Origin of the sequence: Streptomyces sp. Pv4-95 (assembly GCF_045782725.1) — a bacterium.
Lineage (GTDB): Bacteria > Actinomycetota > Actinomycetes > Streptomycetales > Streptomycetaceae > Streptomyces.
This window is the reverse complement of sequence record NZ_CP127172.1, coordinates 6,705,382-6,727,378: the sequence shown is the minus strand read 5'-3', so window position 1 is coordinate 6,727,378 and position 21,997 is coordinate 6,705,382. Positions and strand designations below refer to the sequence as shown.

18 protein-coding genes are annotated in these 21,997 nt (G+C 71.7%); 10 read left to right on the top strand and 8 right to left on the bottom strand.

Translation table 11 applies throughout. From position 1 onward, the window contains the following. Nucleotides 1–97 precede the first annotated feature (97 nt). Nucleotides 98–1,219 (top strand): arylsulfotransferase family protein, encoded by a 1,122-nt coding sequence (locus QOM21_RS29435; protein ID WP_407555904.1) that lies wholly within the window; start codon nucleotides 98–100, stop codon nucleotides 1,217–1,219. 3 nt (nucleotides 1,220–1,222) lie between these two features. Continuing rightward, nucleotides 1,223–2,524, top strand: coding sequence for a uracil-xanthine permease family protein (locus QOM21_RS29430; RefSeq protein WP_407554034.1), 1,302 nt, complete (start codon nucleotides 1,223–1,225; stop codon nucleotides 2,522–2,524). Nucleotides 2,525–2,593: 69 nt separating this feature from the next. Here QOM21_RS29430 and QOM21_RS29425 read toward each other — a convergent pair whose 3' ends face one another. Beyond that, a complete protein-coding gene (locus QOM21_RS29425; protein WP_407554033.1) occupies nucleotides 2,594–3,604 on the bottom strand; it encodes a LysR family transcriptional regulator in 1,011 nt (336 codons plus the stop codon). An 87-nt stretch (nucleotides 3,605–3,691) separates the two neighbouring features. Here QOM21_RS29425 and QOM21_RS29420 point away from each other — a divergent pair, with 87 nt between their 5' ends. After that, the gene (locus QOM21_RS29420; protein ID WP_407554032.1) at nucleotides 3,692–4,834 is read left to right on the top strand and encodes a TDT family transporter; all 1,143 of its coding nucleotides are present in this window, start codon (nucleotides 3,692–3,694) and stop codon (nucleotides 4,832–4,834) included. Nucleotides 4,835–4,846: 12 nt separating this feature from the next. Here QOM21_RS29420 and QOM21_RS29415 read toward each other — a convergent pair whose 3' ends face one another. Further along, a complete protein-coding gene (locus QOM21_RS29415) occupies nucleotides 4,847–5,584 on the bottom strand; it encodes a helical backbone metal receptor (protein WP_407554031.1) in 738 nt (245 codons plus the stop codon). Between the two features lie 83 nt (nucleotides 5,585–5,667). Then, a complete protein-coding gene (locus tag QOM21_RS29410) occupies nucleotides 5,668–6,102 on the bottom strand; it encodes a hypothetical protein (protein WP_407554030.1) in 435 nt (144 codons plus the stop codon). 335 nt (nucleotides 6,103–6,437) lie between these two features. Here QOM21_RS29410 and QOM21_RS29405 point away from each other — a divergent pair, with 335 nt between their 5' ends. Continuing rightward, nucleotides 6,438–7,664 carry a cation:proton antiporter gene (locus tag QOM21_RS29405; protein WP_407554029.1) on the top strand — a complete coding sequence of 409 codons (1,227 nt, stop codon included), beginning with the start codon at nucleotides 6,438–6,440 and terminating at the stop codon, nucleotides 7,662–7,664. A 150-nt stretch (nucleotides 7,665–7,814) separates the two neighbouring features. Here the strand turns inward: QOM21_RS29405 and QOM21_RS29400 are convergent, their stop codons facing one another. Both QOM21_RS29400 and QOM21_RS29395 read right to left on the bottom strand, forming a co-directional pair. After that, the gene (locus QOM21_RS29400) at nucleotides 7,815–10,421 is read right to left on the bottom strand and encodes an ABC transporter permease/substrate binding protein (protein ID WP_407554028.1); all 2,607 of its coding nucleotides are present in this window, start codon (nucleotides 10,419–10,421) and stop codon (nucleotides 7,815–7,817) included. After that, nucleotides 10,414–11,631, bottom strand: coding sequence for a glycine betaine/L-proline ABC transporter ATP-binding protein (locus QOM21_RS29395; protein ID WP_407554027.1), 1,218 nt, complete (start codon nucleotides 11,629–11,631; stop codon nucleotides 10,414–10,416). Before QOM21_RS29395 ends, QOM21_RS29400 begins: the two co-directional genes overlap by 8 nt. Before the next feature lie 227 nt (nucleotides 11,632–11,858). On the opposite strand from QOM21_RS29395, the gene QOM21_RS29390 reads away from it, so the two are divergent. Together QOM21_RS29390 and QOM21_RS29385 are read left to right on the top strand one after the other, a co-directional pair. Next, nucleotides 11,859–12,776: a 5'-3' exonuclease H3TH domain-containing protein gene (locus QOM21_RS29390; protein ID WP_407555903.1), complete on the top strand. Its 918-nt coding sequence runs from the start codon at nucleotides 11,859–11,861 to the stop codon at nucleotides 12,774–12,776. Between the two features lie 51 nt (nucleotides 12,777–12,827). Further along, entirely contained in the window at nucleotides 12,828–13,685 is an 858-nt protein-coding gene (locus QOM21_RS29385; protein WP_407554026.1) for a siderophore-interacting protein, read from the top strand. Between the two features lie 40 nt (nucleotides 13,686–13,725). Here the strand turns inward: QOM21_RS29385 and QOM21_RS29380 are convergent, their stop codons facing one another. Beyond that, a complete protein-coding gene (locus QOM21_RS29380) occupies nucleotides 13,726–14,388 on the bottom strand; it encodes a MerR family transcriptional regulator (protein WP_407555901.1) in 663 nt (220 codons plus the stop codon). Nucleotides 14,389–14,578: 190 nt separating this feature from the next. Here QOM21_RS29380 and QOM21_RS29375 point away from each other — a divergent pair, with 190 nt between their 5' ends. The 3 genes from QOM21_RS29375 to QOM21_RS29365 all read left to right on the top strand — a co-directional run bounded on the left by QOM21_RS29375 (nucleotide 14,579) and on the right by QOM21_RS29365 (nucleotide 17,087). Next, nucleotides 14,579–15,484: a hypothetical protein gene (locus tag QOM21_RS29375; protein ID WP_407555899.1), complete on the top strand. Its 906-nt coding sequence runs from the start codon at nucleotides 14,579–14,581 to the stop codon at nucleotides 15,482–15,484. 2 nt (nucleotides 15,485–15,486) lie between these two features. Beyond that, entirely contained in the window at nucleotides 15,487–15,948 is a 462-nt protein-coding gene (locus QOM21_RS29370; protein ID WP_407554025.1) for an ABA4-like family protein, read from the top strand. A 206-nt stretch (nucleotides 15,949–16,154) separates the two neighbouring features. Next, a complete protein-coding gene (locus tag QOM21_RS29365; RefSeq protein WP_407554024.1) occupies nucleotides 16,155–17,087 on the top strand; it encodes an ADP-ribosylglycohydrolase family protein in 933 nt (310 codons plus the stop codon). A gap of 23 nt (nucleotides 17,088–17,110) precedes the next feature. Here the strand turns inward: QOM21_RS29365 and QOM21_RS29360 are convergent, their stop codons facing one another. Then, a complete protein-coding gene (locus QOM21_RS29360; protein ID WP_407555898.1) occupies nucleotides 17,111–17,434 on the bottom strand; it encodes an L-rhamnose mutarotase in 324 nt (107 codons plus the stop codon). Between the two features lie 409 nt (nucleotides 17,435–17,843). On the opposite strand from QOM21_RS29360, the gene QOM21_RS29355 reads away from it, so the two are divergent. After that, a complete protein-coding gene (locus tag QOM21_RS29355) occupies nucleotides 17,844–19,004 on the top strand; it encodes an LLM class flavin-dependent oxidoreductase (protein WP_407554023.1) in 1,161 nt (386 codons plus the stop codon). Between the two features lie 66 nt (nucleotides 19,005–19,070). Here QOM21_RS29355 and QOM21_RS29350 read toward each other — a convergent pair whose 3' ends face one another. Beyond that, nucleotides 19,071–21,887, bottom strand: coding sequence for a DEAD/DEAH box helicase (locus QOM21_RS29350; protein WP_407554022.1), 2,817 nt, complete (start codon nucleotides 21,885–21,887; stop codon nucleotides 19,071–19,073). Nucleotides 21,888–21,997: the final 110 nt, after the last annotated feature.

The following is a 21,997-nucleotide window of genomic DNA, read 5'->3' as shown; positions in this document are numbered from 1 at the left end:
CCGTCACTCCTTATTGCTGCGTTCACAGGGCTGCAACACGACGTTTCTAACGTCTAGGCTGTTTGATCCCATCAAACAAAGTTTGACAAGGGGAATGATGACCACAGTCGATCAAAACACACGCCGCCGCCGGGGCACCGGCCTGATCGCGCTCGACGAGCAGGCCGGCCACGGCGGTTACACCCTCTACGCGCCGCTGACCGGTGACGGTGAGGTGCTGCTCATCGATGTGCACGGCACGGTCGCGCACCGCTGGCAGCTGCCGCACCGCCCCGGCCGGCACGCCCGCATCCTGCCCAACGGCAACCTCGCCTACAACGCCACCCTCCCGGACCAGGACGCCCTGTTCCCGATGTGGCACAAGTACCGGGGCGGGCTGATGCAGGAGATCGCCCCGGACGGCACGGTGCTGCGCTCCTTCACCGACCCCCTCCAGCACCACGACGCGCACCATTACGGCGACGGCCGCATCCTCTACACCGCCCTGGAGCCGCTGACCGGCGCGCGGGCGGCGGCGGTGCGCGGCGGCGTCCCCGGCTCCGAGCCGGGCGGCACGGTCCACGCCGACACCATCCGCGAGGTGGACGCCGACGGCCGTCTGCTCTGGTCCTGGCGGGTGAGCGACCATCTCGATCCGGAGGAGTACGCGCTGCACCCGGACTACTCCCGCGAGCACTGGCCGCTGATCAACTCGGTGTTCCCGCTGGCCGACGGCAACGTCCTCGCCAGTCTGCGCAGCGTCTCGGCCGTGATCGTCATCAGCCGGGAGACGGGTGAGGTCCTCTGGCGGACCGAGCCGGGGCTGGTCTCCCAGCAGCACCACCCCACCGAGCTGGCCGACGGCAACATCCTGATCTTCGACAACGGCGTCTTCCGGCCCGGCGTGGACGTCCCCTACTCCCGCGTCATCGAGGTCGAGCGGCCGTCGGGGAAAGTGGTGTGGGAGTACCACGACCCGGCGCGGGAGGCGTTCTTCGCGCCGTTCATGGGCAGCGCGCAGCGGCTGCCCAACGGCAACACCCTCATCACCGACTCCCCGGCCGGCCGGATCTTCGAGGTGACCGCGCAGGGCACGCTCTGCTGGGAGTACGTCGTCCCGCAGTTCGGCAGCTACCGAGAGCCGGAGATCGGCGCGCTCTTCCCCTCCCTGAACAACGCGGTCTTCCGCGCCTACCGCTACGACGCCGGGCAACTTCCCTGGCTGAAGCGGCAGGTGTGAGCCATGGGCGCGCCCGAGCGCGGGCCTGACGTCGCCCCGGTGGACGAGCGGCTGCCGCCGGGCCGGCTGCTGCCGCTCGCCGCGCAGCACGTCCTGGCGATGATCGCCGCCCCCGTCTCCACGGTCTTCCTGATGGCCGGCGGGCTGCGGCTGTCCGCCGACCGCACCGCGTCGCTGCTCACCGCGACGCTGGTGCTGTGCGGAGCCGGGGCGCTGCTGCAGTCCCTCGGCGTGCTGCGCACCGGCGCCCGACTGCCGTTCATGATGCTGCCGGGCGGCGCGGCGGTCGCCGTCTTCCTGCGGATCGCCCAGGAGCACGGCCCGGCCACCGCCTCGGGCTCCGTCCTCCTCGCGGCCGCGCTGCTGCTGGCCGTACTGCCGCTGTACGGACGGCTCGTACGGCTCTTCCCCCCGCTGGTGATGGGCACGACGGTACTGGTCATCGGCATCACCATGGTGCATGTCGCGGCCCCGATGGCGGTCGGCGGCAGCCGGCTCGCGCTGGTCACCATCGCCGCCACCACCCTGTGCTTCCTGCTGTTGCGCGGCGTCTGGCGGCAGTTGTCGGTGCTCATCGGCATCGCCGCCGGTACCGCGACCGCCGCGCTCACCGGCAGCCCCTTCCGCAGCGTCCCCGGCGAGTCGCTGTTCTCGCTGCCCCGCCTCCTGCCCTACGGCACCCCGCACTTCGACCTGCTCGCCGCCCTCCCGCTGATGGTCTACGCCCTCGCCTCGCTGGCCGAGGCGACCGGTCAGACCGTCCTCAACTGCGAGACGGTGGGCCGTACCCCCGATCCGGCGCGCGATGTGCCGCGCACGGCTCGCGCGGACGCCGTCACCACGCTCGGCGCCGGGCTGCTCGGCGGGCCGGTGATGGTCACCAGCGCGGAGAACATCGGCATCGTCCGACTGACCGGCGTGCGCAGCCGGTTCGTGACGGCAGCGGCCGGCGTCCTGCTCATCCTGTGCGGGGTGTTCGCCCCCGCGACCCGGCTCCTCGCCGCGCTGCCGCCTGCCGTGGTGGGGGGCGCGGCCCTGGTGATCTACGCGGTGATCGCCGCGATGGGTCTCGACATGCTCCGGCGCACCGACCTCGCCGACCGTGCCGCCTCGACGGTCGTCGCCCTCACCCTGCTCGCGGGGCTCCTGCCGCTCCTGGCCCCGCAGTTGTACGCGCCGCTGCCGGACTGGGCCCGCACTCTCTTCGGCAGCGGGGTGCCGGCGGCGGCCCTGACGGCGATCGTGCTGTCGGCGCTCTTCGGGCGACTGGGACCGCGGCCCGCGGTGGCACCCGAGGCGCGCTGAGCCCCGTGCTCCCGCGGGCCGGCCGCTCGGCCGGCGGCCGACCGCCCCGCCGGCCGGATCCCCGCGGCATCACGCCCCGCGCGTCAACCCCAGCAGTTGCCGGGCGGGGCCCGCAGGACGCTGCCCGGACGGCCAGACGGCGCGCAGATCGCGTCCCAGACGGAGGTCGTGGACCGGGACCTCCACCAGCCGCCGGGCGCTCAACTCCTCGCCGACGGCGAGCTCGCTGAGCACCGAGGGCGCCGCCTCGCTGACGACGGCGGACTTCACGGCGGTGGTGGACGCGAGCTCCAGCAGCGGCTCGGCCAGCCCGCCGTGCCCGGCGAGCGCGGCATCCAGCACCTCGCGGGTGCCGGAGCCGCGCTCGCGCAGGATCAGCGGGGTGGCGGCGAGTTCGGCCGCGGTCAGCGCCGTACGCCGCCGGGACCACGGGTGGGACGGCGCCGCGACCACGACCAGCCGGTCGTGGCCGATGACCGTGCCGTCCAGGCCCTCCGGCACCCGCAGCCCCTCGACGAAGCCCAGGTCCGCCGCACCCGTCAGCAGCCGCTCGGCGACCATGCCGGAATTGCCCGCGAGCAGCGAGACCGCGGTGCCCGGTCGCTGGGCGCGCAGCGCGATCAGCCAGCCGGGCAGGAGGTATTCGGCGATCGTCATGCTGGCGGCGACGCGCAGCCGGGAGTCGCGCCGTCCGCGCAGCGCCTGCGCTCCCACGTCGAACGCCTCGGCCGCTTCCACCACCCGCCGCGCCCAGTCGGTGACCAGCGCGCCCGCGTCGGTGAGCCGGGAGCCCCGGGGCGAGCGTTCCACCAACGCCACGCCCAGCTGCCGTTCCATGGAGCGGATCCGGCTGCTGGCGGCGGGCTGGGTGATCCCGGTCGCGCGGGCGGCCCGCCCCAGGCTGCCCAGCCGGGCCACCGCGAGCAGCAGTTCCAGCGCCCCGAGATCCGGCACCCGGTGCGCCAACGGCCCGGCGGGCTCGGGCGGGCGACCGTCGCGCGCACCGTCCGGCTCCGCCCCGGGCCGTGGCCGCCCGCTGCCGCCGCCCCGTGCGGCCTCCCGGCCGCCCACGTCACCCATAAGTCCCTCTGCTCATAACCCCAGCTTATGCCCTCATAGACACGACATCCCTGGTGGCGGCCGACAGGAGCGAGGACGCTGAGATGCATGGCACTCCTCGCGCAAGCACCTTCGCGGCCCTCGGCCGCCCCCGACCACGGCGCCACCGAGCGCGCCTCCTCGCTCCGTCACCTCGGGCCGAACTGGTACGCCGCCGTGATGGGCACCTCGATCGTCGCCAGTGCGGGCGCGGCCCTGCCGTTCACCGGCCCCGGCCTGCGCACCGTCTGGGAAGCCGTCTGGGTCCTGTCCGCGCTGATGCTGGTGACGCTGCTGGGCGCCCGTACCGTGCACTGGATACGCCACGGCGACCAGGCCCGGCGCCATCTGCTGGATCCGGCGGTCGCGCCGTTCTACGGCTGCCTCGCGATGGCGCTGCTCGCCGTCGGCGGCGGTGCGCTCGCGGTCGGCCCCGGTGTCATCGGCCACCGTGCGGCGCTCGCCGTCGACGTGGTCCTGTGGAGCGTGGGCACGGCCGCCGGCCTGGCCGCCGCGGTGACCGTCCCCTACCTGATGGTGACCCGGCACCGCATCACGGCCGACAGCGCCTCACCGGTGTGGCTGCTGCCGCTGGTCGCCCCCATGGTCTCGGCCGCGCTCGGCCCGGCCCTGGTGCCGGCGCTGCCGCCGGGGCAGTGGCAGCGGGTGATGCTGCTGGGCTGCTTGGCGATGTTCGGGATGTCGCTGCTCGCGACGCTGGTCGTGCTGCCGCTCGTGGTGGCGCGGCTGTTCCGGCACGGCCCGCTGCCGCTCACCCTGACCCCGGCACTGTTCCTCGTCCTCGGACCGCTGGGCCAGTCCACCACCGCCGTCGCCCACCTCGCCGACGCCGCTCCCGGGGCGGTGGATCCGTCCATGGCGCAGGCGATGGGAGCCTTCTCGGTGCTCTACGGCGTCCCGGTGATGGGCTTCGCACTGCTGTGGCTGGCCCTGGCCACCGCGATGGTGGTGCGCGCGTTCCGCGCCGGCATGCCGTTCGCCATGACCTGGTGGGGCTTCACCTTCCCCATCGGCACCTGCGTCACCGGCGCCGCGGGCCTGGCCGGGCACACCGGTGTGGCCGCCTTCGGCTGGCTCGCGACCGCGCTGTTCGCCGTTCTGGTGACGGCCGTGGCGGTGACGGGCACCCGCACCGTCCTCGGCCTCGCGCGCGGCCGGCTCCTCGCCCCTCCGCAGCCGCCGGCGCGCTGACGGCCGGCGCGCTCACCGTGCCGCTGCGAGCGCAGCCGTCAGGACGGCCGGGGCGGTGACCAGCGACGGGCCGTACCAGGTGAGGTGGCGCCCGCTGACGAGCGCGGCCGGGAGACCGGGGAACGCCTCGGGGCCGTCGTCGGCGGTGAAAAGGTACGGCTCGTCCGGCAGCACCACGAGATCCGCCCCCCGGCTGTTCAACTCCTCGACGGGGACCCGCGGATAGCGCTCGGCGTGCCGGCCGTAGAGGTTGCGTACGCCGAGCCGCGCGAGGAGGTCGCCGGCGAAGGTGTCCCGGCCCAGCACCATCCACGGCCGCCGCCAGATCGGCACCACGGCCCCCGACTCCGGCCGTCGGAGCGGCAGATCGCGCCAGGCGGCCTCCGCCGCGTCCAGCCAGTCCGGCCGGGGCAGACCGCAGCCGTCCACCAGCACCCGGGTCAGCTCGCGCAGCGCCTCGTCCAGTGTCCGGATCTCGGTGACCTGGACCGCCACGCCGGCGGAGCGCAGCGCGGCGATGTCCTGCGGGCGGTTCTCCTCCTCGTTGGCGATCACGAGGTCGGGGGCCAGGGCGATGATCCGGGCGGTGTCGGGGTTCTTCGTCCCGCCGATGTGGGTGACGTCGAGTCCGGCGGGGTGCGTGCACCAGTCGGTGGCGCCGACCAGCAGTTCGGGGGCGCAGACGGCGACCGCCTCGGTGAGCGAGGGGACCAGGGAGACCACGCGCCGGACGGCGCCGCGAGAGGACATCACTCCACCGTACGCGTCCGCTGCCGGGCCCGGCACGGCCGCAGGTCACCGCCGCCGTGCGGCCCGGCAGCCGAAGTCGCCGGTCAGGAGCGGGCGTTGACGCTGCGGCGGAGCAGGTAGGCGGCGGCGCCGGCCAGCGCGAGCAGGGCCAGGCCGCCCGCCGCCTGGCTCGCGTTCACCCCGTCGACCCGGCCCCCGCGCACGGAGACGGTCTCGGTGAAGCGTTCGCCGCCCGCTCCGCACACGATGGTGACCTGGTAGCGGCCCGGTGCGGCGCCCACGGCGGCCATGGCCTCCGCGGCCATCCCGCGCTCGCCCGGCCGGAGGACCACCGAGCCGAAGAGCTTCGAATCCGCCCTGGCACCGCCGGCCGCGTCGCATCTCTTGCCGTCGGAGACCGTCACCCGCTGACCGGCCGCCATCGGATCCGGATCGACCTGCGCCGACGCCTGCGGCGCGGCGGCGGCGAGGGCGACGGCGCCGATCAGGGCGACTGCGGATATGCGCGCAGGGTTCACGGTCGTCTCCTGCGCCGGCCGCGGCCGCGGCGGTCGCGAGGGATGACCGGCACCCCAGGAGCACACCACCGCTCGGGGGGCGGCGCGACGCGGGCGCCGCCGGTCGGTGGGCTCCGTGCTCCATCCGAGCGACCCGCCCGCGTCCCGGCCGGCGTCGGCGCCGGGACGGCCGCGGCCCCGCCCCGCAACGGGCAGGTCCGTCCACCTCCGCCCTTCGAGGACGCCGGACAGCTTCGACTCGCGGCCCACCGGCGCGCTCCTCCCGGCGGGCCCCGGGACCCGTCCTAAGCTGCGCACATCGGGAAAGGGTGCCCAGCCGGAAAGCGCAGGAAGCCATGCTTGCCTTCACCGTCATCGCGGGCATTCTGTTCATCTGGGTCGTCCTCTCGCGCCGGCTGGCGCGATGGAGCATCACCGCCCCGATCGCCATGATGGCGGCCGGTATCGCCCTGACCAGCGGTGCACATCCCCCGCTGGAATTCGACCTCGACACCCCCGACTTCGAGCACGCGGTGGAGGTCGTGCTGGCGCTGCTTCTGTTCATCGACGCCACGGAGGTCCCCAAAGGGGTCATCAAAAGGGAGAAGGGGCTCGTCATCCGTCTCCTCGGCGGCGCGCTGCCGCTGGCCCTCGGCGTCGCCTTCCTGACCGCCTACGCCTTCTTCCCCGAGCGGCCCGGATGGATCCTTGCGGTCCTGGCGACGGTCGTCGTGCCCATGGACCTGGCGCCCACCTCCGCCGTCGTACGGGACAAGAGGATCCCGGCGCGGCTGCGCGAGGTCCTCAATGTCGAGGGGGGCCTGAACCACGGGATCATCTCGCCGGTGTTCCTCCTGTTCATCGCCGCCGCGGTCGAATCCCGCACCGCGAGCGCCGATTACGCCGAGGCGCTGCTGGACGCGGTCGGCTCCGCGGCCTGGGCCGTCGGCGTCGGGTCGGTCATCGGCTACGGGGCCGGGTGGCTGCTGCGCCGTTCCTGGGCGAAGGGCTGGACGGAGCTGTCGGCGACGCGGCTCGGCGTCCTGGCCGTTCCCGTGGCCGCCTTCACGCTGTCGTCCGCGGCCGACGGCAACGGGTTCGTCGCGGCCTTCGTCGCCGGCGTCTGCATCGCACCGGCGATGCACCACCTCCCGGCGGGCGCGGGGAACATGACCGACGACCTGGCCGCACTGCTGTCCCTCGCGCTGTGGTTCGTGTTCGGGCAGCTGGTGAACGACGAGTTCTGGGACGGCTTCCACCTCTCGGTGATCCTCTACGCGCTGGTCGCCGTCACCCTGGTGCGTACGCTCCCGGTACTGCTCGTGCTCGCGCGAACGGGGTTGTCGCTGCCGGACAAGCTGTTCCTGGGATGGCTGGGCCCCAGGGGTGTGACCTCGATCGTCTTCGGGCTTCTCGCGGTCGACGAATTGCCTCATCACAGCGGTGATTTCCTGGTCCGGGTGATGGTGATGACCGTCATGATCAGCATCGTGCTGCACGGTCTGAGCTCCGAACCGATCGGCCGCGCCTACGCCCGCGGCACACGCTCCCGGACGGATGCCCCCGCCCCGCCGGGAACCTGACCTGCCGTCGGCCCCCTGACCCGCGGGACCGTGTGCCGGTGGACACACCGTCCGCACGCAAGCGGCGAGCCCCGCCTCCGGTCTGCTGCCGGAGGCGGGGCTCGCCGTGCCGCGATGCGCGCCCGGGGTACGGGGTGCGCGATGCGGCGGTTACTTCACCGGTGCCATCTTGTCGACGATGCCCGGGTGGGCGTCGATCCACTTCTCGACACCCTTGTCCTCGTTGCCCTTGCCGGCGTCCTGGATCGCCTTCTCCAGGCTGCCGAGCTGGTCGGGGCTCATCTTCCAGTTCTTCAACCAGCCGTTGAACTCCGGGAACTTCTTCGGGAAGCTCTTGTTGCCGATCGTCTTGATCTGGTTGTTCGCGCCCCAGGTGCCCTTGGGGTCGGCGAGCTTGGTGAGCTTGTACTTGCTGTACGCCCAGTGGGGGGACCACAGCACGACCGCGATGGGCTCCTTGTTGGCGTAGGCCCGGTCCAGCTCGGCGAGCATCGCGCTGGTGCCGGCCTCGGTGACCTGGAAGTCGTCGAAGCCGTACTCGGGTGCCACGACGCTCTTGAGGCGCTTCATCTCGCCGGTGCCCGGCTCGATGCCGATGATCTTGCCCTTGAACTCGTCCTTGTGCTTGCGCAGATCGTCGAGGGTCTTCACACCCTTGACGTAGGACGGCACCGAGATCTCCAGGGACGTCTTGTCGTACCAGGGCCCGACGTCGACGAGATCCTTCTTGTACTTGTCCCAGTACTGCTTCTGCGCGACCGGCAGCCAGGCGTCGGTCTCCACATCGATCTGGCCGGTGGACAGGCCCGTCCACATGGGGCCGACATCGAGATTGCGGATGCGGGGCTTGTAGCCGCGCTTCTCCAGGACGTTCTTCCACAGGTACGTGGTGGCGATGCCCTCGTCCCACGCCGGGTAGCCGATGTTCGGGGCCTTGCCCGCGTCCTTGCCCTTGGCGTAGGCGGCGTTGGCGGACGGGGCGATCTTGTCGACCAGCCCCGGGTGCTGCTTGAGCCAGGCGCGCACACCGTCCTGCTCGTGGCCGACGCCGGCCTTCTTGATCTCGTTCTCCAGGCTGGTGAGCTGCTTCTCGTCCATGTGGAAGTTCTTCATCCACTTGGCGACCTGCGGCTCGTCCTTCGCGAAGCCCTTGCGGCCGAGCATGTGCAGGCTGTCACTCGCGCCGAAGGAGCCCTTGGGGTCCTTGAGCTTGGTCAGCTTGTACTTGTCGTACGCCCAGTGCGGGGACCACAGCGTGACGGCGATCGGCTTCTTCTCGTGGATCTTGCGGTCCAGCTCGCTGAGCATCGAGGAGGTGGAGGACTCCACCACCTTGTACTCGCTGTCCAGACCGTAGTCCTTGAGGACCTTGTCCTTGAGGATCTTCATCTCGCCGGCGCCCGGCTCGATGCCGGTGATCTTGCCGCCCAGCTCGCCCGACTTGCCCTTGAGGTCGTCCAGGGTCTTGACGTCCTTCATGTAGGACGGGACCGCGATCTCCAGGGAGGTCTTGTCGTACCAGGTGCCGAGGTCCTCCAGCTTGTCCTGGTACTTCTTCCAGTACGACGCGTGGGTCGTCGGCAGCCAGGCGTTGCTCTGGACGTCGATGTCGCCACGGGCCTGGCCGGCGAAGAGCGGACCGGCCTCCAGGGCCTGGACCTTGGGCTTGTAGCCACGCTGTTCGAGGATTTCCTTCCACAGGTACGTGGTGGCCTTGCCCTCGTCCCAGTTGACGTAGCCCAGGCTGACCGGCCGGCCGTTGCCGTCCGTGGTGCCCTTCGCGCCGCCGTCCTTGCCGAGGAAGCCCATGCCGCCGGCGAGCAGCGCGAGCACGACCACACCGACCATCGCCACCGAGGTGGCGGGCTTCCACTGGAGGAACTTCAGCCCGCCGAGTGCGGCCTGCGCCTTGGCCAGCGCGCGGCGGCCCAGCGGGGAGACCCGCTGGTTGAGCGCACCGGTCATCCGGTCCAGGTACATGGCGAGGATGACGACCGCGAGACCGGCCTCGGCACCCAGCGCCACATCGACGGAGCTGATCGAGTTGTAGACCGAGCCGCCCAGTCCGCCGCCGCCGACCATGCCCGCGATGACGACCATGGACAGCGCCAGCATGATGACCTGGTTGATACCGGCCATGATCGTCGGCAGCGCGAGCGGCAGCTGCACCCGGAAGAGGGTGCGGCGCGGGTGGGTACCGAACGCCTCCGCGGCCTCGACCAGTTCCTCGTCGACCTGCCGGATGCCCAGCTCCGTCATGCGGACGGCGGGCGGCATGGAGAAGACGATCGTCGACACGATGCCGGGGACGACACCGAGGCCGAAGAAGAGGATGCCGGGGATGAGGTAGACCATCGCCGGCATCGTCTGCATCAGGTCGAGGACCGGACGCAGCGCGCCGCCGACGACGCGGCTGCGGGCCGCCAGGATGCCGAGCGGGATGGCGACCGCGACGGTGATGAGGCAGGCCACCAGCACCAGGGACAGCGACGACACCGTCTCGCCCCACTGCTCGATCGAATCGATCAGGGCGAAGCCGACGAAGGTGAGCAGGGCGGCCGGCAGTCCGCGCAGCCACCAGGCGATCACCGCGAGAATGCCCGCGAGGATCAGCGGCTCGGGTCCGGCGAGGACCGTGTGGATCGCGTTGTAGAGCGTGGTGAGCACGCTGGTGACGAAGTCGAAGAGCCAGGCGAGGTTGTCGCGCAGCCAGTCGACGGCGGCGCTGACCCAGCTGCCTATCTGAACTCTAGGCACCGGTGATCACCTTGTCCTCGGGCTGATTGTCATCGGAGGCGCCATCGGCCTCCGGGCTCACGGTGGCGTCCTGCTTGCTCACGGTGGCGTCCTGGTGGCCGGCCGGCGTCTTGGGGTCGACGGCGTCGGCCTGCGCGGGCACGGCCGGGAGGCTGTCCTGCGGCGCGGGCTCACCGAGGACGGCGAGCAGCCGGCCGGCCGGAACGGCGCCGACGAGCTTGCCCGCGTCGTCGGTCACCGCGACCGGAACGGAGCTGGTGGAGCAGGGGGTGAACAGCTCGACGAGGGGGGTGTCGAGCCGGACCGTGGCGGGCGCCGCGGCGCGGAACTCCTCGGCGTCGGCGAACTTCTCGCCCAGCACGGTGTCGACCTCGGTCATGATCGCGCCGGCGGTCAGCACCCGGGTGCGGTCCACGTCCTGGGTGAAGGAGGCGACATAGTCGTTGGCGGGCGTGACCAGGATGTCCTCGGCACTGCCGACCTGCACGATCCGGCCGTCGCGCATGACGGCGATCCGGTCGCCGAGGCGCATCGCCTCGTTGAGGTCGTGGGTGATGAAGACGATGGTCTTCTTGAGGCTCTTCTGCAGCTCCAGCAGCTGGTCCTGCATATCGCGGCGGATCAGCGGGTCGAGCGCGCTGAAGGACTCGTCCATCAGCAGCAGATCGGCGTCGGTGGCCAGGGCGCGGGCGAGGCCCACGCGCTGCTGCATACCGCCGGAGAGCTCGTCGGGCCAGGACTTCTCCCAGCCCTTCAGGCCGGTCAGCTCCAGTGCCTCGGTGGCGCGCCGGGTCCGCTCGGCGCGGGGAACGCCCTGGACTTCGAGGCCGTAGGCGGCGTTCTCCAGCACACTGCGGTGCGGGAAGAGCGCGAAGTGCTGGAAGACCATGGAGATCTTCTCGGAACGGACCTTGCGCAGTTCCTTGTCGCTGAGCGAGGTCAGGTCCTGGCCGTCGAACCGGACGGTCCCGGCGGTCGGCTCAAGCAGCCCGTTGAGGGTGCGCAGCAGCGTGGACTTGCCGGACCCCGACAGGCCCATGACGACGAAGATCTGGCCTTCGTCCACCTCGATCGACGCGTCGATGACTGCGGCGGTGGTGCCTTCGGCCCGCAGATCGTCGCGGCTCGCGCCGTCCTCGAGCCGTCGCACCGCGTCCTCGGGTCGTCTGCCGAACACTTTGTACAGGTGCTCGGCTTGCAGCCTGGACACATGAACCTCTCTTGTCGAACGGGAACGACCTGCCACCCCCGCAGGCAGGTCGTGGAGCGAGACGGGTTCGGCCCGCCTTTACCGGTGGAAAAGTTGAAATTCATACCGGGTTCGCTCCGGCTGCGCGCCTGCCCTGGCGTGATCGGCTCAAACCCATCCGTGTTCCAGGTCACATCGTGTTGACGTTTGGGGTGTACGGCATCATGCGGGATGTGACTCGACGCCTGATGCTTCTCGACACCGCCTCGCTCTACTTCCGCGCCTACTTCGGCGTACCGGAATCGGTCAGGGCCCCGGACGGCACCCCGGTCAACGCGGTGCGCGGCCTGCTGGACTTCATCGCCCGGCTCGTCCAGGACCACCACCCCGACGACCTCGTGGCCTGCATGGACTTCGACTGGCGCCCCCAGTGGCGGGTCGACCTGATCCCGTCCTACAAGGCGCACCGGGTCGCCGAGGAGGCCCCCGAGGGCTCTCCGGAGCCGGACGAGGAAGAGATTCCGGACACTCTCTCGCCGCAGGTGCCGATCATCGAGGACGTGCTCGACGCCCTCGGCATCGCCCGCATCGGGGCCGCGGGCTACGAGGCCGACGACGTCATCGGCACACTGGCGGGCCGGGCGCCGGGCCCGGTGGACATCGTCACCGGCGACCGCGACCTCTTCCAGCTGATCGACGACCGGCGCGGTATCCGCATCCTCTATCCGCTCAAGGGCGTCGGCACCCTCCAGATCACCGACGAGGCGCTACTGCGGGAGAAGTACGGCGTGGACGGACCGGGCTACGTCGATCTGGCCCTGCTGCGCGGCGATCCCAGCGACGGCCTGCCGGGCGTGCCGGGGATCGGCGAGAAGACCGCGGCCAAGCTGCTGGACGCGTACGGGGACCTGGCGGGCATCATCGCCGCGGCCGAGGACCCGTCATCGAAGGTGACGCCCGCACAGCGCAAGCGGCTCGTCGAGGCGCGTCCCTACCTCGCGGTCGCCCCGACGGTCGTGAAGGTGGCCACCGATGTGCCGGTGCCGGACGACACCGACCCCGCACTGCCCTCGGAACCGGCCGATCCCGAGCGCCTGGACGCACTGGCCGCACAGTGGGGCTTGGGTGGATCTTTGCATCGACTGCTCCTCACCCTCCGGCGATGAGCTGTTAGGTTAGGTATACCTAATTAACCGACGCGCCCTGGGGAGAATGCCGTGGCAGCAGACCGTCCGGCCCGCAAGAAGCCCGCACTGCACCAAGGGCGGGTGCTGCGCACCGAGCAGCTCACCCCGCACATGGTCCGGGTGGTGCTCGGCGGCGAAGGGCTCGTGGAGTTCGCGGCGGGCGACTACTCCGACCACTACGTCAAGCTGGTCTTTCCGCTGCCCGGCGTCAGCTACCCCGAGCCGTTCGACATGGCCGGGATCCGCGCCGACTTCCCGCGCGACCAGTGGCCCAGGACCCGCACGTACACGGTGCGCTCCTGGGATGCCGAGGCCCGCGAACTGACCGTCGACTTCGTGGTGCACGGCGACGAGGGGCTGGCCGGGCCGTGGGCGGCGGCGGCGAAGCCGGGCGAGGAGATCTACTTCCTCGGCCCCGGCGGCGCCTACCTCCCCGAGGCCGGCGCCGACTGGCATCTGCTGGCGGGCGACGAGAGCGCGCTCCCGGCCATCGCGGCCTCCCTGGCCCGGATGCCCGAGGGCGCGCGGGTGCACGCCTTCATCGAGGTGGCCGGCCCGGAGGAGCGCCAGGAACTCACCGTTCCGGCCGGCGCGGAGATCACCTGGCTGCACCGCGACGGCGCCCCGGTGGGCCGTGAACTCGTCGCGGCCGTAAGGGCGTTGGACTTCCCGGCCGGCCGGGTGCAGGCGTTCGTGCACGGCGAGGCGGGTTTCGTGAAGGAGCTGCGCCGGCTGCTGCGGGTCGAGCGGGGCATCCCCCGCGAGGACCTCTCGATCTCCGGCTACTGGCGCTCCGGCCACGACGAGGACGGCTGGCAGGCATCCAAGCAGGACTGGAACCAGCAGGTGGAGTCCGAGCAGGAGTCCGTCCCGGCGGTCGCTTCCTGACCCGCGCCGCCAACCGTCAACACCCGTACGAGGGCGCCCGTCACGCAGGCGTGTCCGGACCGCCGGACGCGCCGGGGGCGCCCTCGTCGTATCTGCGGGCCGAGCTGTCCACGTGCGCGAGCCGGCGCATCGCGCTGAGCACCGCGTCCCCCAGAACGGTCCCCACCACCACGCCTTCCACGATGCCGTCCACCTCCACGTGCCGTCCCACGAAGTCGAGGTCCGCGGCAGCGATCTGCTCGCACGCGTCGGCGTAGTCGTCCAGCACCTCCTCGAACGCACCGTGGCCGATGCCGCGGAAGGTCGCCAGCGCGACGGCGACGGTCTCGACGGACGGATGATCCGGCCCCACCCGCCAACCCCGCCGCCGCACCAGCTCGGTGACCGTGTGCCTGGCCTCCGCCAGCCCCTCCGGCTCACCCGCGGAGACCGGCGTGATGGCGTGCTGCGCCGCGCCCAGCACCTTGTGCACCGGCTCCTCCGGTGAGTCCACGGCGGCCAGCACCTCGCGCACGGCCGACACCGAGAGCCCTCCGACGTCCATCAGCCCGCGGATCAGCCGCAGCCTGCGGGTGTGCGTGTCGTCGTAGCTCGCCTGGTTCGGGCTGGTCAGCCGGCCCGGGGGCAACAGCCCCTCGCGCACGTAGTACTTGATCGTCGGGACCGCCACGCCCGTGGCCCGGCTCAGTTCCCCGATGCGCATCTGCCGCCTCTTCCGTCCCGGACCCGCGTCCGGCTCCTCGTACTCCCGGGCGCCCCCGCGCTTCCCGGCCTTGCCAATCACCTCCCCATCATAGATAGTTCCGCTATCAGATAGCGGTAAGCGCCACTATCCATTCTGTAGGGGGATCCTCATGTCCAGATACCGTTCGCTGCTCGCCTTCTCCTGGGGGATGGCGGCGCTCGCCGTCGCCTTCGCGGTCGGCCTGATCGTCGACGACCGGATCCTGGTCGGCGCGCCGATCTGGTTGAAGCCGTTCAAGTTCGCCGTGTCCTTCGCCGTCTACGGACTCACCCTCGCCTGGATGCTGTCCCGGCAGACCACCGCGAGCCGGACCGGGCGGTGGGCCGCGCACGCCGTCGTCGTCTCCGGGCTGACGGAAATGGGCATCATCGCGGTACAGGCACTGCGCGGCCGCCGCAGCCACTTCAACGTCGAAACCCCGCTGGACCAGCTCCTGTTCAGCGTCATGGGCATCACCATCGCGGTCCTGTGGGTGGCCACCTTCGTCATCGCGGTCATCCTGTGGCGAGCGCGACTCGGCGACCGGGCGACCGATCAGGCGATCCGGCTCGGCCTGCTGATCGCGCTGGCGGGCCTGCTGCTCGGCGGCCTGATGGTGGGGCCCACACCGGAGCAGCAGGCCGGGGGCGATCTCGGCACCGTCATCGGCGCCCACAGCGTGGGCGTCCCGGACGGCGGTCCTGCCATGCCGCTCACCGGCTGGAGCACCACCGGCGGCGATCTGCGCATCCCGCACTTCCTCGGCATGCATGCACTCCAGGCGCTCCCGCTGTTCCTTTACGCGATCGAGACGCTGGCCGGACGCTTCACCCGGCTGCGGGACGAGCGGGTACGACTGCGGCTGGTGCAGGTCGCAGCTGGGTGCGTCGGCGCCGTGGTCGCCCTCGTGACCTGGCAGGCGCTGCGCGGTCAGCCACTGATCCACCCCGACGCGGCGACGCTCGGCGCCCTCGGTGCCATCGCCGTGGCCACCGCGGCCGGAACGTACTCGGCCCTGCGGCGCCCCGCGACAACCGGCGACGCCGCCCTGCTCCCGCCTCTCTCCAAGGAATAGACATGAGCGACCGCACCCTCTTCGACCTGGCCTTCTACCTGGCGGCGCCGTTCTGGGCACTGCTGATCCTCGCCCCGGGCCGGCGGTGGACCGACCGGATCGCCGCCTCCCCGCTCCCGATGGTGCCGGTCATCGCCGTCTATCTCGCGTTGGCCCTCCCGGTGTTCCCGCAGCTGTGGGCAGCTGTCCGCAGCCCCGATCTGGCCGGATTCCAGGAGCTGATGGCACTGGGCGGCGGCGCCGGTGCCATCTGGGCCCAGGTCATCGCCTGGGACCTGTTCCTGGGCCAGTGGATGTACCGCGAGGCCCGCACCCTGGGCATCCACCCCCTGGTGATGGGGCCGCTGCTGCTCCTGACCGTGCTCCTCTCCCCCATCGGTGTGCTGCTCTTCCTCGTCCTTCGCGGTGGTCTGCGGATGCGGGAACGGCGACGCGCAGCCACCGGTGAACCCGCCCGCGCATGACGGCAGTTCGGGTGGTGGCGGGCCGTACCTACGGTCGGCCGCCGCCCCCGGTACGGGCTCCGGACCCCTCTCAGCGACGACCTGACGGGGCGCCACCCGCGGAACGGCTTCGTCCGCTCACCCGGCACCCGGCACGAGGGGCACACCGCGCGCCCACGCGGCCGATAGCCTGTGGCCCACACACACGAAGCCATTCGGGGGGACCAATGGACCGTGACGAACGGGCGATCGGCGCCGTCTTGGGCTCCGCCGTCGGCGACGCGCTCGGGGCGCCCTTCGAATTCGGTCCGGCCGGCTGCTACACGGCTCGCTTCCCGGACGGGCGCGGCGAGATGCACCCGGGCGGCGGCTGGGATCTCGGCGAGGCCACGGACGACACACAGATGGCGTTGCTCACCGCCCGATCCCTGCTGGAGCGCGGCGGACTCGACCTTCCCGATGTCTTCGCCCGCTTCCAACGCTGGGCCGCGGCCGAGCCGAAGGACATCGGGCTGCAGACCGAAGCCGTCCTCGGCAGCGGACTGCCCTGGAACCGCGCCGCGGACGCGCACTTCGCGGCCAACGCGCGTGCGGCCGGCAACGGCGCCCTGATGCGCGCGGCCCCGCCCGCCGTGTACTTCGCCCGGCAGGGCACCGCCGCGACCATGGACGCCGCCCGCCGACTGGCCGCGCTGACCCACGGCGACCCTGCGGCATGGGAGGGCAGTGCCCTCTTCCACGAACTGCTCCGCGTCGCCCTCGACGGCGGGGATCCGCTCGCCGCGGTGCCCGACGCGCTCGCCGCCGTCCACCCCGACCACCGTGCGCGCTGGGCGGTCGTCCTGGCGCCCGACTGGCACCCGGCGGCGGCCACCGAGTTCAACGGCGCTGTCTGGCCGTGCCTGGGATCCGCGCTCTGGGCCCTGCGCACCACCAGCTGCTTCGCCGACGCGCTGGGCGCCGCGATCGACCTCGGCGGGGACACCGACACCGTCGCCGCGGTCACCGGCGGGCTCGCCGGCGCGGTCCACGGAGCGGCCGCGATCCCGGACCGCTGGATACGCCCCCTGCACGTCCCGCTGCCCGGGTTCGGCGACACGGTCCTGCGGGCCGACGACCTCACGCGGCTGGCCGGACAGCTGCTGCGAACGCCCACCTGAGCGGAGCCGCCCGGGATCCGGGGTCAGTCGTGGTGGAAGACCTCCCGCATCGGCGTCCACCACTCCCCCGGTACGGCATCCTCGGTCTGCTCCTGGCAGGGGTCGGTGCGCCGCCACCACTCCCGGGTCACCGGGTCGGCGGCCATCCGGGCCATGTCGGCGGCGTAGTCCTCGCCGACGTACTCGACGTAGGAGAACAGCAACTCGCCCTGGAGATAGATCGAGTAGTTGCGGAGGTTGCAGGCGGTGATCGTCGCCAGCACCTCCGGCCATGCCTCGGCATGCAGCCGCAGGTACTCCTCCCGGTGCTCCGGCCGCAGTCTGATGACCTTGCCGAAGCGCCGCACCGGAGCGCCGTCCCGGCCGCCGTCCGCGCCTGCGGCGCTTCCCCCGCCCGCCGGCTCCGCCCTCGCGCCCTCCCGCTCACCTCGTACGGCCGGCAGATCACCGTGCGCTCCCTCGCCCGTCTCCCTCATACGGAGATCGTGCACCGCCGGCCCCGGCCCGTACACCCCGTCCCGGCACGCTCTTCGACCCGAACCCGCCACTGCTCACCAGGACTTGGTTGACGGGGCCGCCGGCTCCTGTTCCACTGACCCCATGCCTCCTCAGCAGCGGCTGGTCACCCGCGACCACATCGACTTCGGTCGAGTGTGGTCGGCTTCCTGTTGCCGCTGACTTCTCCGTAGCGCACCACCCGCCCCGTACGGCGCTCACGTACGCCTGCCCGACCTACGAGAAGACGAGGCCCTACCCATGCCTGTCGAGTTCCTCGGCATCGCCGCGACCAACGACGGTTCCGAAGTCACCCCGCGCTCCGGCGCGTCCTTCGACAAGGACTACACGCTCGCTCTGGCCCGCGCCCACCAGGACCACGGCTGGGACCGGGTGCTGTTCGCCTACGGCTCCGGCTCCCCCGACCCGTCCCCGGCCGCCGCCTACATCGCCGCGCGTACCGAGACCCTGCAACTGCTGGTGGCGCACCGCCCCAACGTCTCGTATCCGACCTTCGCGGCGAAGACCTTCGCGACGCTGGACCACATCAGCGACGGCAGGCTGGCGGTGCACTTCATCACCGGCGGCAACGACCACGAGCAGCGCCGCGAGGGCGACGCCCTCACCAAGGACGAGCGCTACGACCGCACCCGCGAATACCTCCGCATCGTCAAGAAGATCTGGACCACCCACGAGCCCTTCGACCACGAGGGCACGCACTACCGCTTCCACGACTTCGTCTCCGACACCTTCCCCGTCCGGCAACCGCACCCGCAGGTGTCGTTCGGCGGCTCCTCTCCCGCGGCATACGCGGTCGGCGGCGCCGAGGCGGACATCTACTGCCTGTGGGGCGAGCCGCTGGCGCAGACCGCCGAGCAGATCGCCTCGGTCAAGGCCGCCGCGCAGGCCGCCGGCCGCAGCGGCACCCCCAGGATCCAGGTCGCCTTCCGGCCGATCATCGCGCCCACCGAGGAACTGGCCTGGGAGAAGGCCCACCGCACCCTGGAGCGCATCAGGACACGCAAGGCCGGCGGGCCGCTCAGCCGCCGGCACCCCCTGACGGCACCGCAGAACGCCGGATCCCAGCGGCTGCTCGCGGTGGCCGCGGAGGGCGAGCGCCACGACCGGGCGCTGTGGACGCCGACCGCCGCCGAGACCGGTGGGGCGGGGAACTCCACCGCCCTGGTCGGCACCCCGGAGACGGTCGCGCAGGCCCTGCTGGACTACTACGACCTGGGCGTGGACATCCTCTCGGCCCGTGGCTACGACCTGCTCGACGACGCGATCGACTTCGGCCGTCATGTCATCCCGCTCGTCCGCGAGGAGGTCGCCAAGCGGGACGCGGCACGGGACGCCGCCCGCAGCGCCGACGGGAGCGCCGGCCGGGCCACCGACGGGGCCGTGGCACAGCGCGCTTCGTAGGGAAACAGCGAGGGCGCCCGCCTCCCTCATTCGGAAAGCGGGCGCCCTCGATGGGTCCGGTGTTCCTCAGCCCACCGACGAATACGCCACGACGCCGCGCAGCACGCCGTCCACCGCCTTGCGGGCGGTGCGCGCCACCGAGCCACCGGGCGGGGCCGCCGCCGCGATCTGCCCGAGGACATCGATCAGTTGCTTGCACCAGCGGACGAAGTCACCGGCCGGCATGTCCGCCTCCCGGAGGACGTCGTCGAGGCCGAAGCCGGATGCCCAGCGGTACGCGGCCCAGGCGAAGCCGAGGTCCGGTTCGCGCTGGCCGACCCCCTCCGCCTGATTGATCTTGTGGTCCTCTTCCAGGGCATCCAGCCGCCCCCAGATGCGCACCGTCTCCGCCAGCGCGTCGCGGGCCCGGCCGGCCGGCAGCTTGGGCGCCACCGCGTCGTCCGCCTGGCGCGACTCGTAGACCAGCGCCGAGGCGCAGGCCGCCAGTTCCGCCGGGCCGAGCCCCTCCCAGACACCGTCGCGCAGACATTCGCTCGCCAGCAGGTCCAGCTCGCCGTAAAGCCGGGCCAGCCGACGGCCCTCGTCGGTGACGGTGTCGCCTTCGAGGTAGTCCAGCTCGGTCAGCAGCGCGCAGATCCGGTCGAAGGTGCGCGCGATGGTGTTCGTCCGCCCCTCGATCCTGCGCTCCAACTGGCGGGTGTCCCGCAGCAGCCGGTGATAGCGCTCGGCCCAACGGGCGTGGTCCTCCCGCTCGTCGCAGCCGTGGCAGGGGTGGGCGCGGATCTCCGTGCGCAGCCGGGAGATCTCCCGGTCGTCGGCGGCCTCGGCACGCGGCTTGCGGTGCCGTGAGGGCACCACATGACCGGCCTTGGTGCGCAGCGCGGACGCCAGGTCGCGACGCGACTGCGGGCTGCGGGCGTTGAAGGACTTGGGGATCCGCATCCGGTCCAACGCCGAGACGGGCACCGGGAAATCCATCGACGCCAGTCGCTTGACCTGCCGCTCGGCGGTCAGCACCAGCGGCCGCGGGCCGTCCTGCGCCTCGAAGCCGCGGTGGCCGTTCGTCCGCCCCGAAGACATCCCCGGGTCCAGCACCAGCGCGAGACCGGCGTACTTGCCGGTCGGGACGTGGATGATGTCGCCGGGCTTGAGCTTCTCCAGGGCCGCGGCGGCCGCGACCCGCCGCTGTGCGGCGCCCTGCTTGGCCAGCTCCGTCTCACGGTCCTTCAACTCACGGCGCAGCCGGGAGTATTCCTCGAAGTCCCCGAGGTGGCAGGTCATCGAGGAGCGGTAACCACCCAGCCCCTCCTCGTTCTTCTGCACCTGGCGCGAGATCCCGACCACCGACTTGTCGGCCTGGAACTGCGCGAAGGACATCTCCAGCAGCTCCCGCGAACGGTGCCTGCCGAACTGCGAGACGAGGTTGACCGCCATGTTGTACGACGGCTTGAAGGAGGAGCGCAGCGGATAGGTGCGGGTGCCGGCCAGGCCGGCCAGCGCGCCCGGGTCCATGCCGCGCTGCCACAGGACCACGGCGTGGCCCTCGACGTCGATGCCCCGGCGTCCGGCCCGGCCGGTGAGCTGGGTGTACTCGCCGGGGGTGATGTCGGCGTGCTGCTCGCCGTTCCACTTGACGAGCTTCTCCAGCACCACCGACCGCGCGGGCATGTTGATGCCCAGGGCCAGCGTCTCGGTGGCGAAGACGGCCTTGACCAGGCCCTGCACGAACAGCTCCTCGACGACCTCCTTGAAGGTCGGCAGCATGCCGGCGTGGTGGGCGGCGATGCCCCGCTCCAGGCCCTCCAGCCACTCGAAGTAGCCGAGCACATGGAGGTCGTCGTCCGGGATGCCGGCCGTCCGTGCCTCCACGATGCGGCGGACCTTCTCGCGGCCCTCCTGGTCGTTGAGCCGCAGGCCCGAGTGGAGGCACTGCTGGACGGCCGCCTCGCAGGCGGCGCGGCTGAAGATGAAGGTGATGGCGGGCAGCAGACCCTCGTTGTCGAGCCGGTCGATCACCTCGGGCCGGCTCGGTGTCCAGATCCGGCTGCGCTGGCGGCGCTCCCGCTCGCGGTCCGCCTCGCGCATGTTGCGCCCGCGGCGCTTGTCACGGCCGAAGGTGGGCCGGCTGTTCTCCATCCGGGCCAGCCGCTCCAGGTCGGGGTTGACCTCTCGCCGGCCCCCACCGCCCTGGCTCCGCTCCTCGAACAGGTCGTACATCCGCCGGCCCGCGAGGACGTGCTGCCACAGCGGCACCGGGCGGTGCTCGGAGACGATCACCTCGGTGTCGCCACGGACGGTGTCCAGCCAGTCACCGAACTCCTCGGCATTGGAGACGGTGGCCGACAGCGACACCAGGGTCACCGACTCCGGGAGATGGATGATCACCTCTTCCCAGACGGCGCCGCGGAAGCGGTCGGAGAGGTAGTGCACCTCGTCCATGACCACATAGCCGAGGCCGACCAGCGACCGGGAGCCGGAGTAGAGCATGTTCCGCAGCACCTCGGTGGTCATCACGACCACCGGCGCCTCGGAGTTGACGCTGTTGTCGCCCGTCAGCAGGCCGACCTTGTCGGCGCCGTAGCGGCGGACCAGATCCTGGAACTTCTGGTTGGACAGGGCCTTGATGGGCGTGGTGTAGAAGCATTTTCGGCCCTGCTCCAGGGCCAGGTGGACGGCGAATTCGCCGACGATCGTCTTACCGGATCCGGTGGGGGCCGCGACCAGCACACCCTTGCCGGCCTCCAGGGCCTTGCACGCCTCGACCTGGAACTCATCCAGATCGAAGTCGTACATGTCACGGAAAGGGGCGAGTGCGGTGGCCTGCTCGGCCGCCCTGAGCTTGGCGGCGGCATAGCGCTCAGCAGGGGACATGTCCTCGGTCATCGTGCTTACGAGCCTACCGGCCACCTCTGACAACGACCCGATCTTTACGGAGGCAATGCCCGGGGCCCCGTCGGCCCACCGCGCGGCGTCCGCGCTACGCCGGTCCTGCC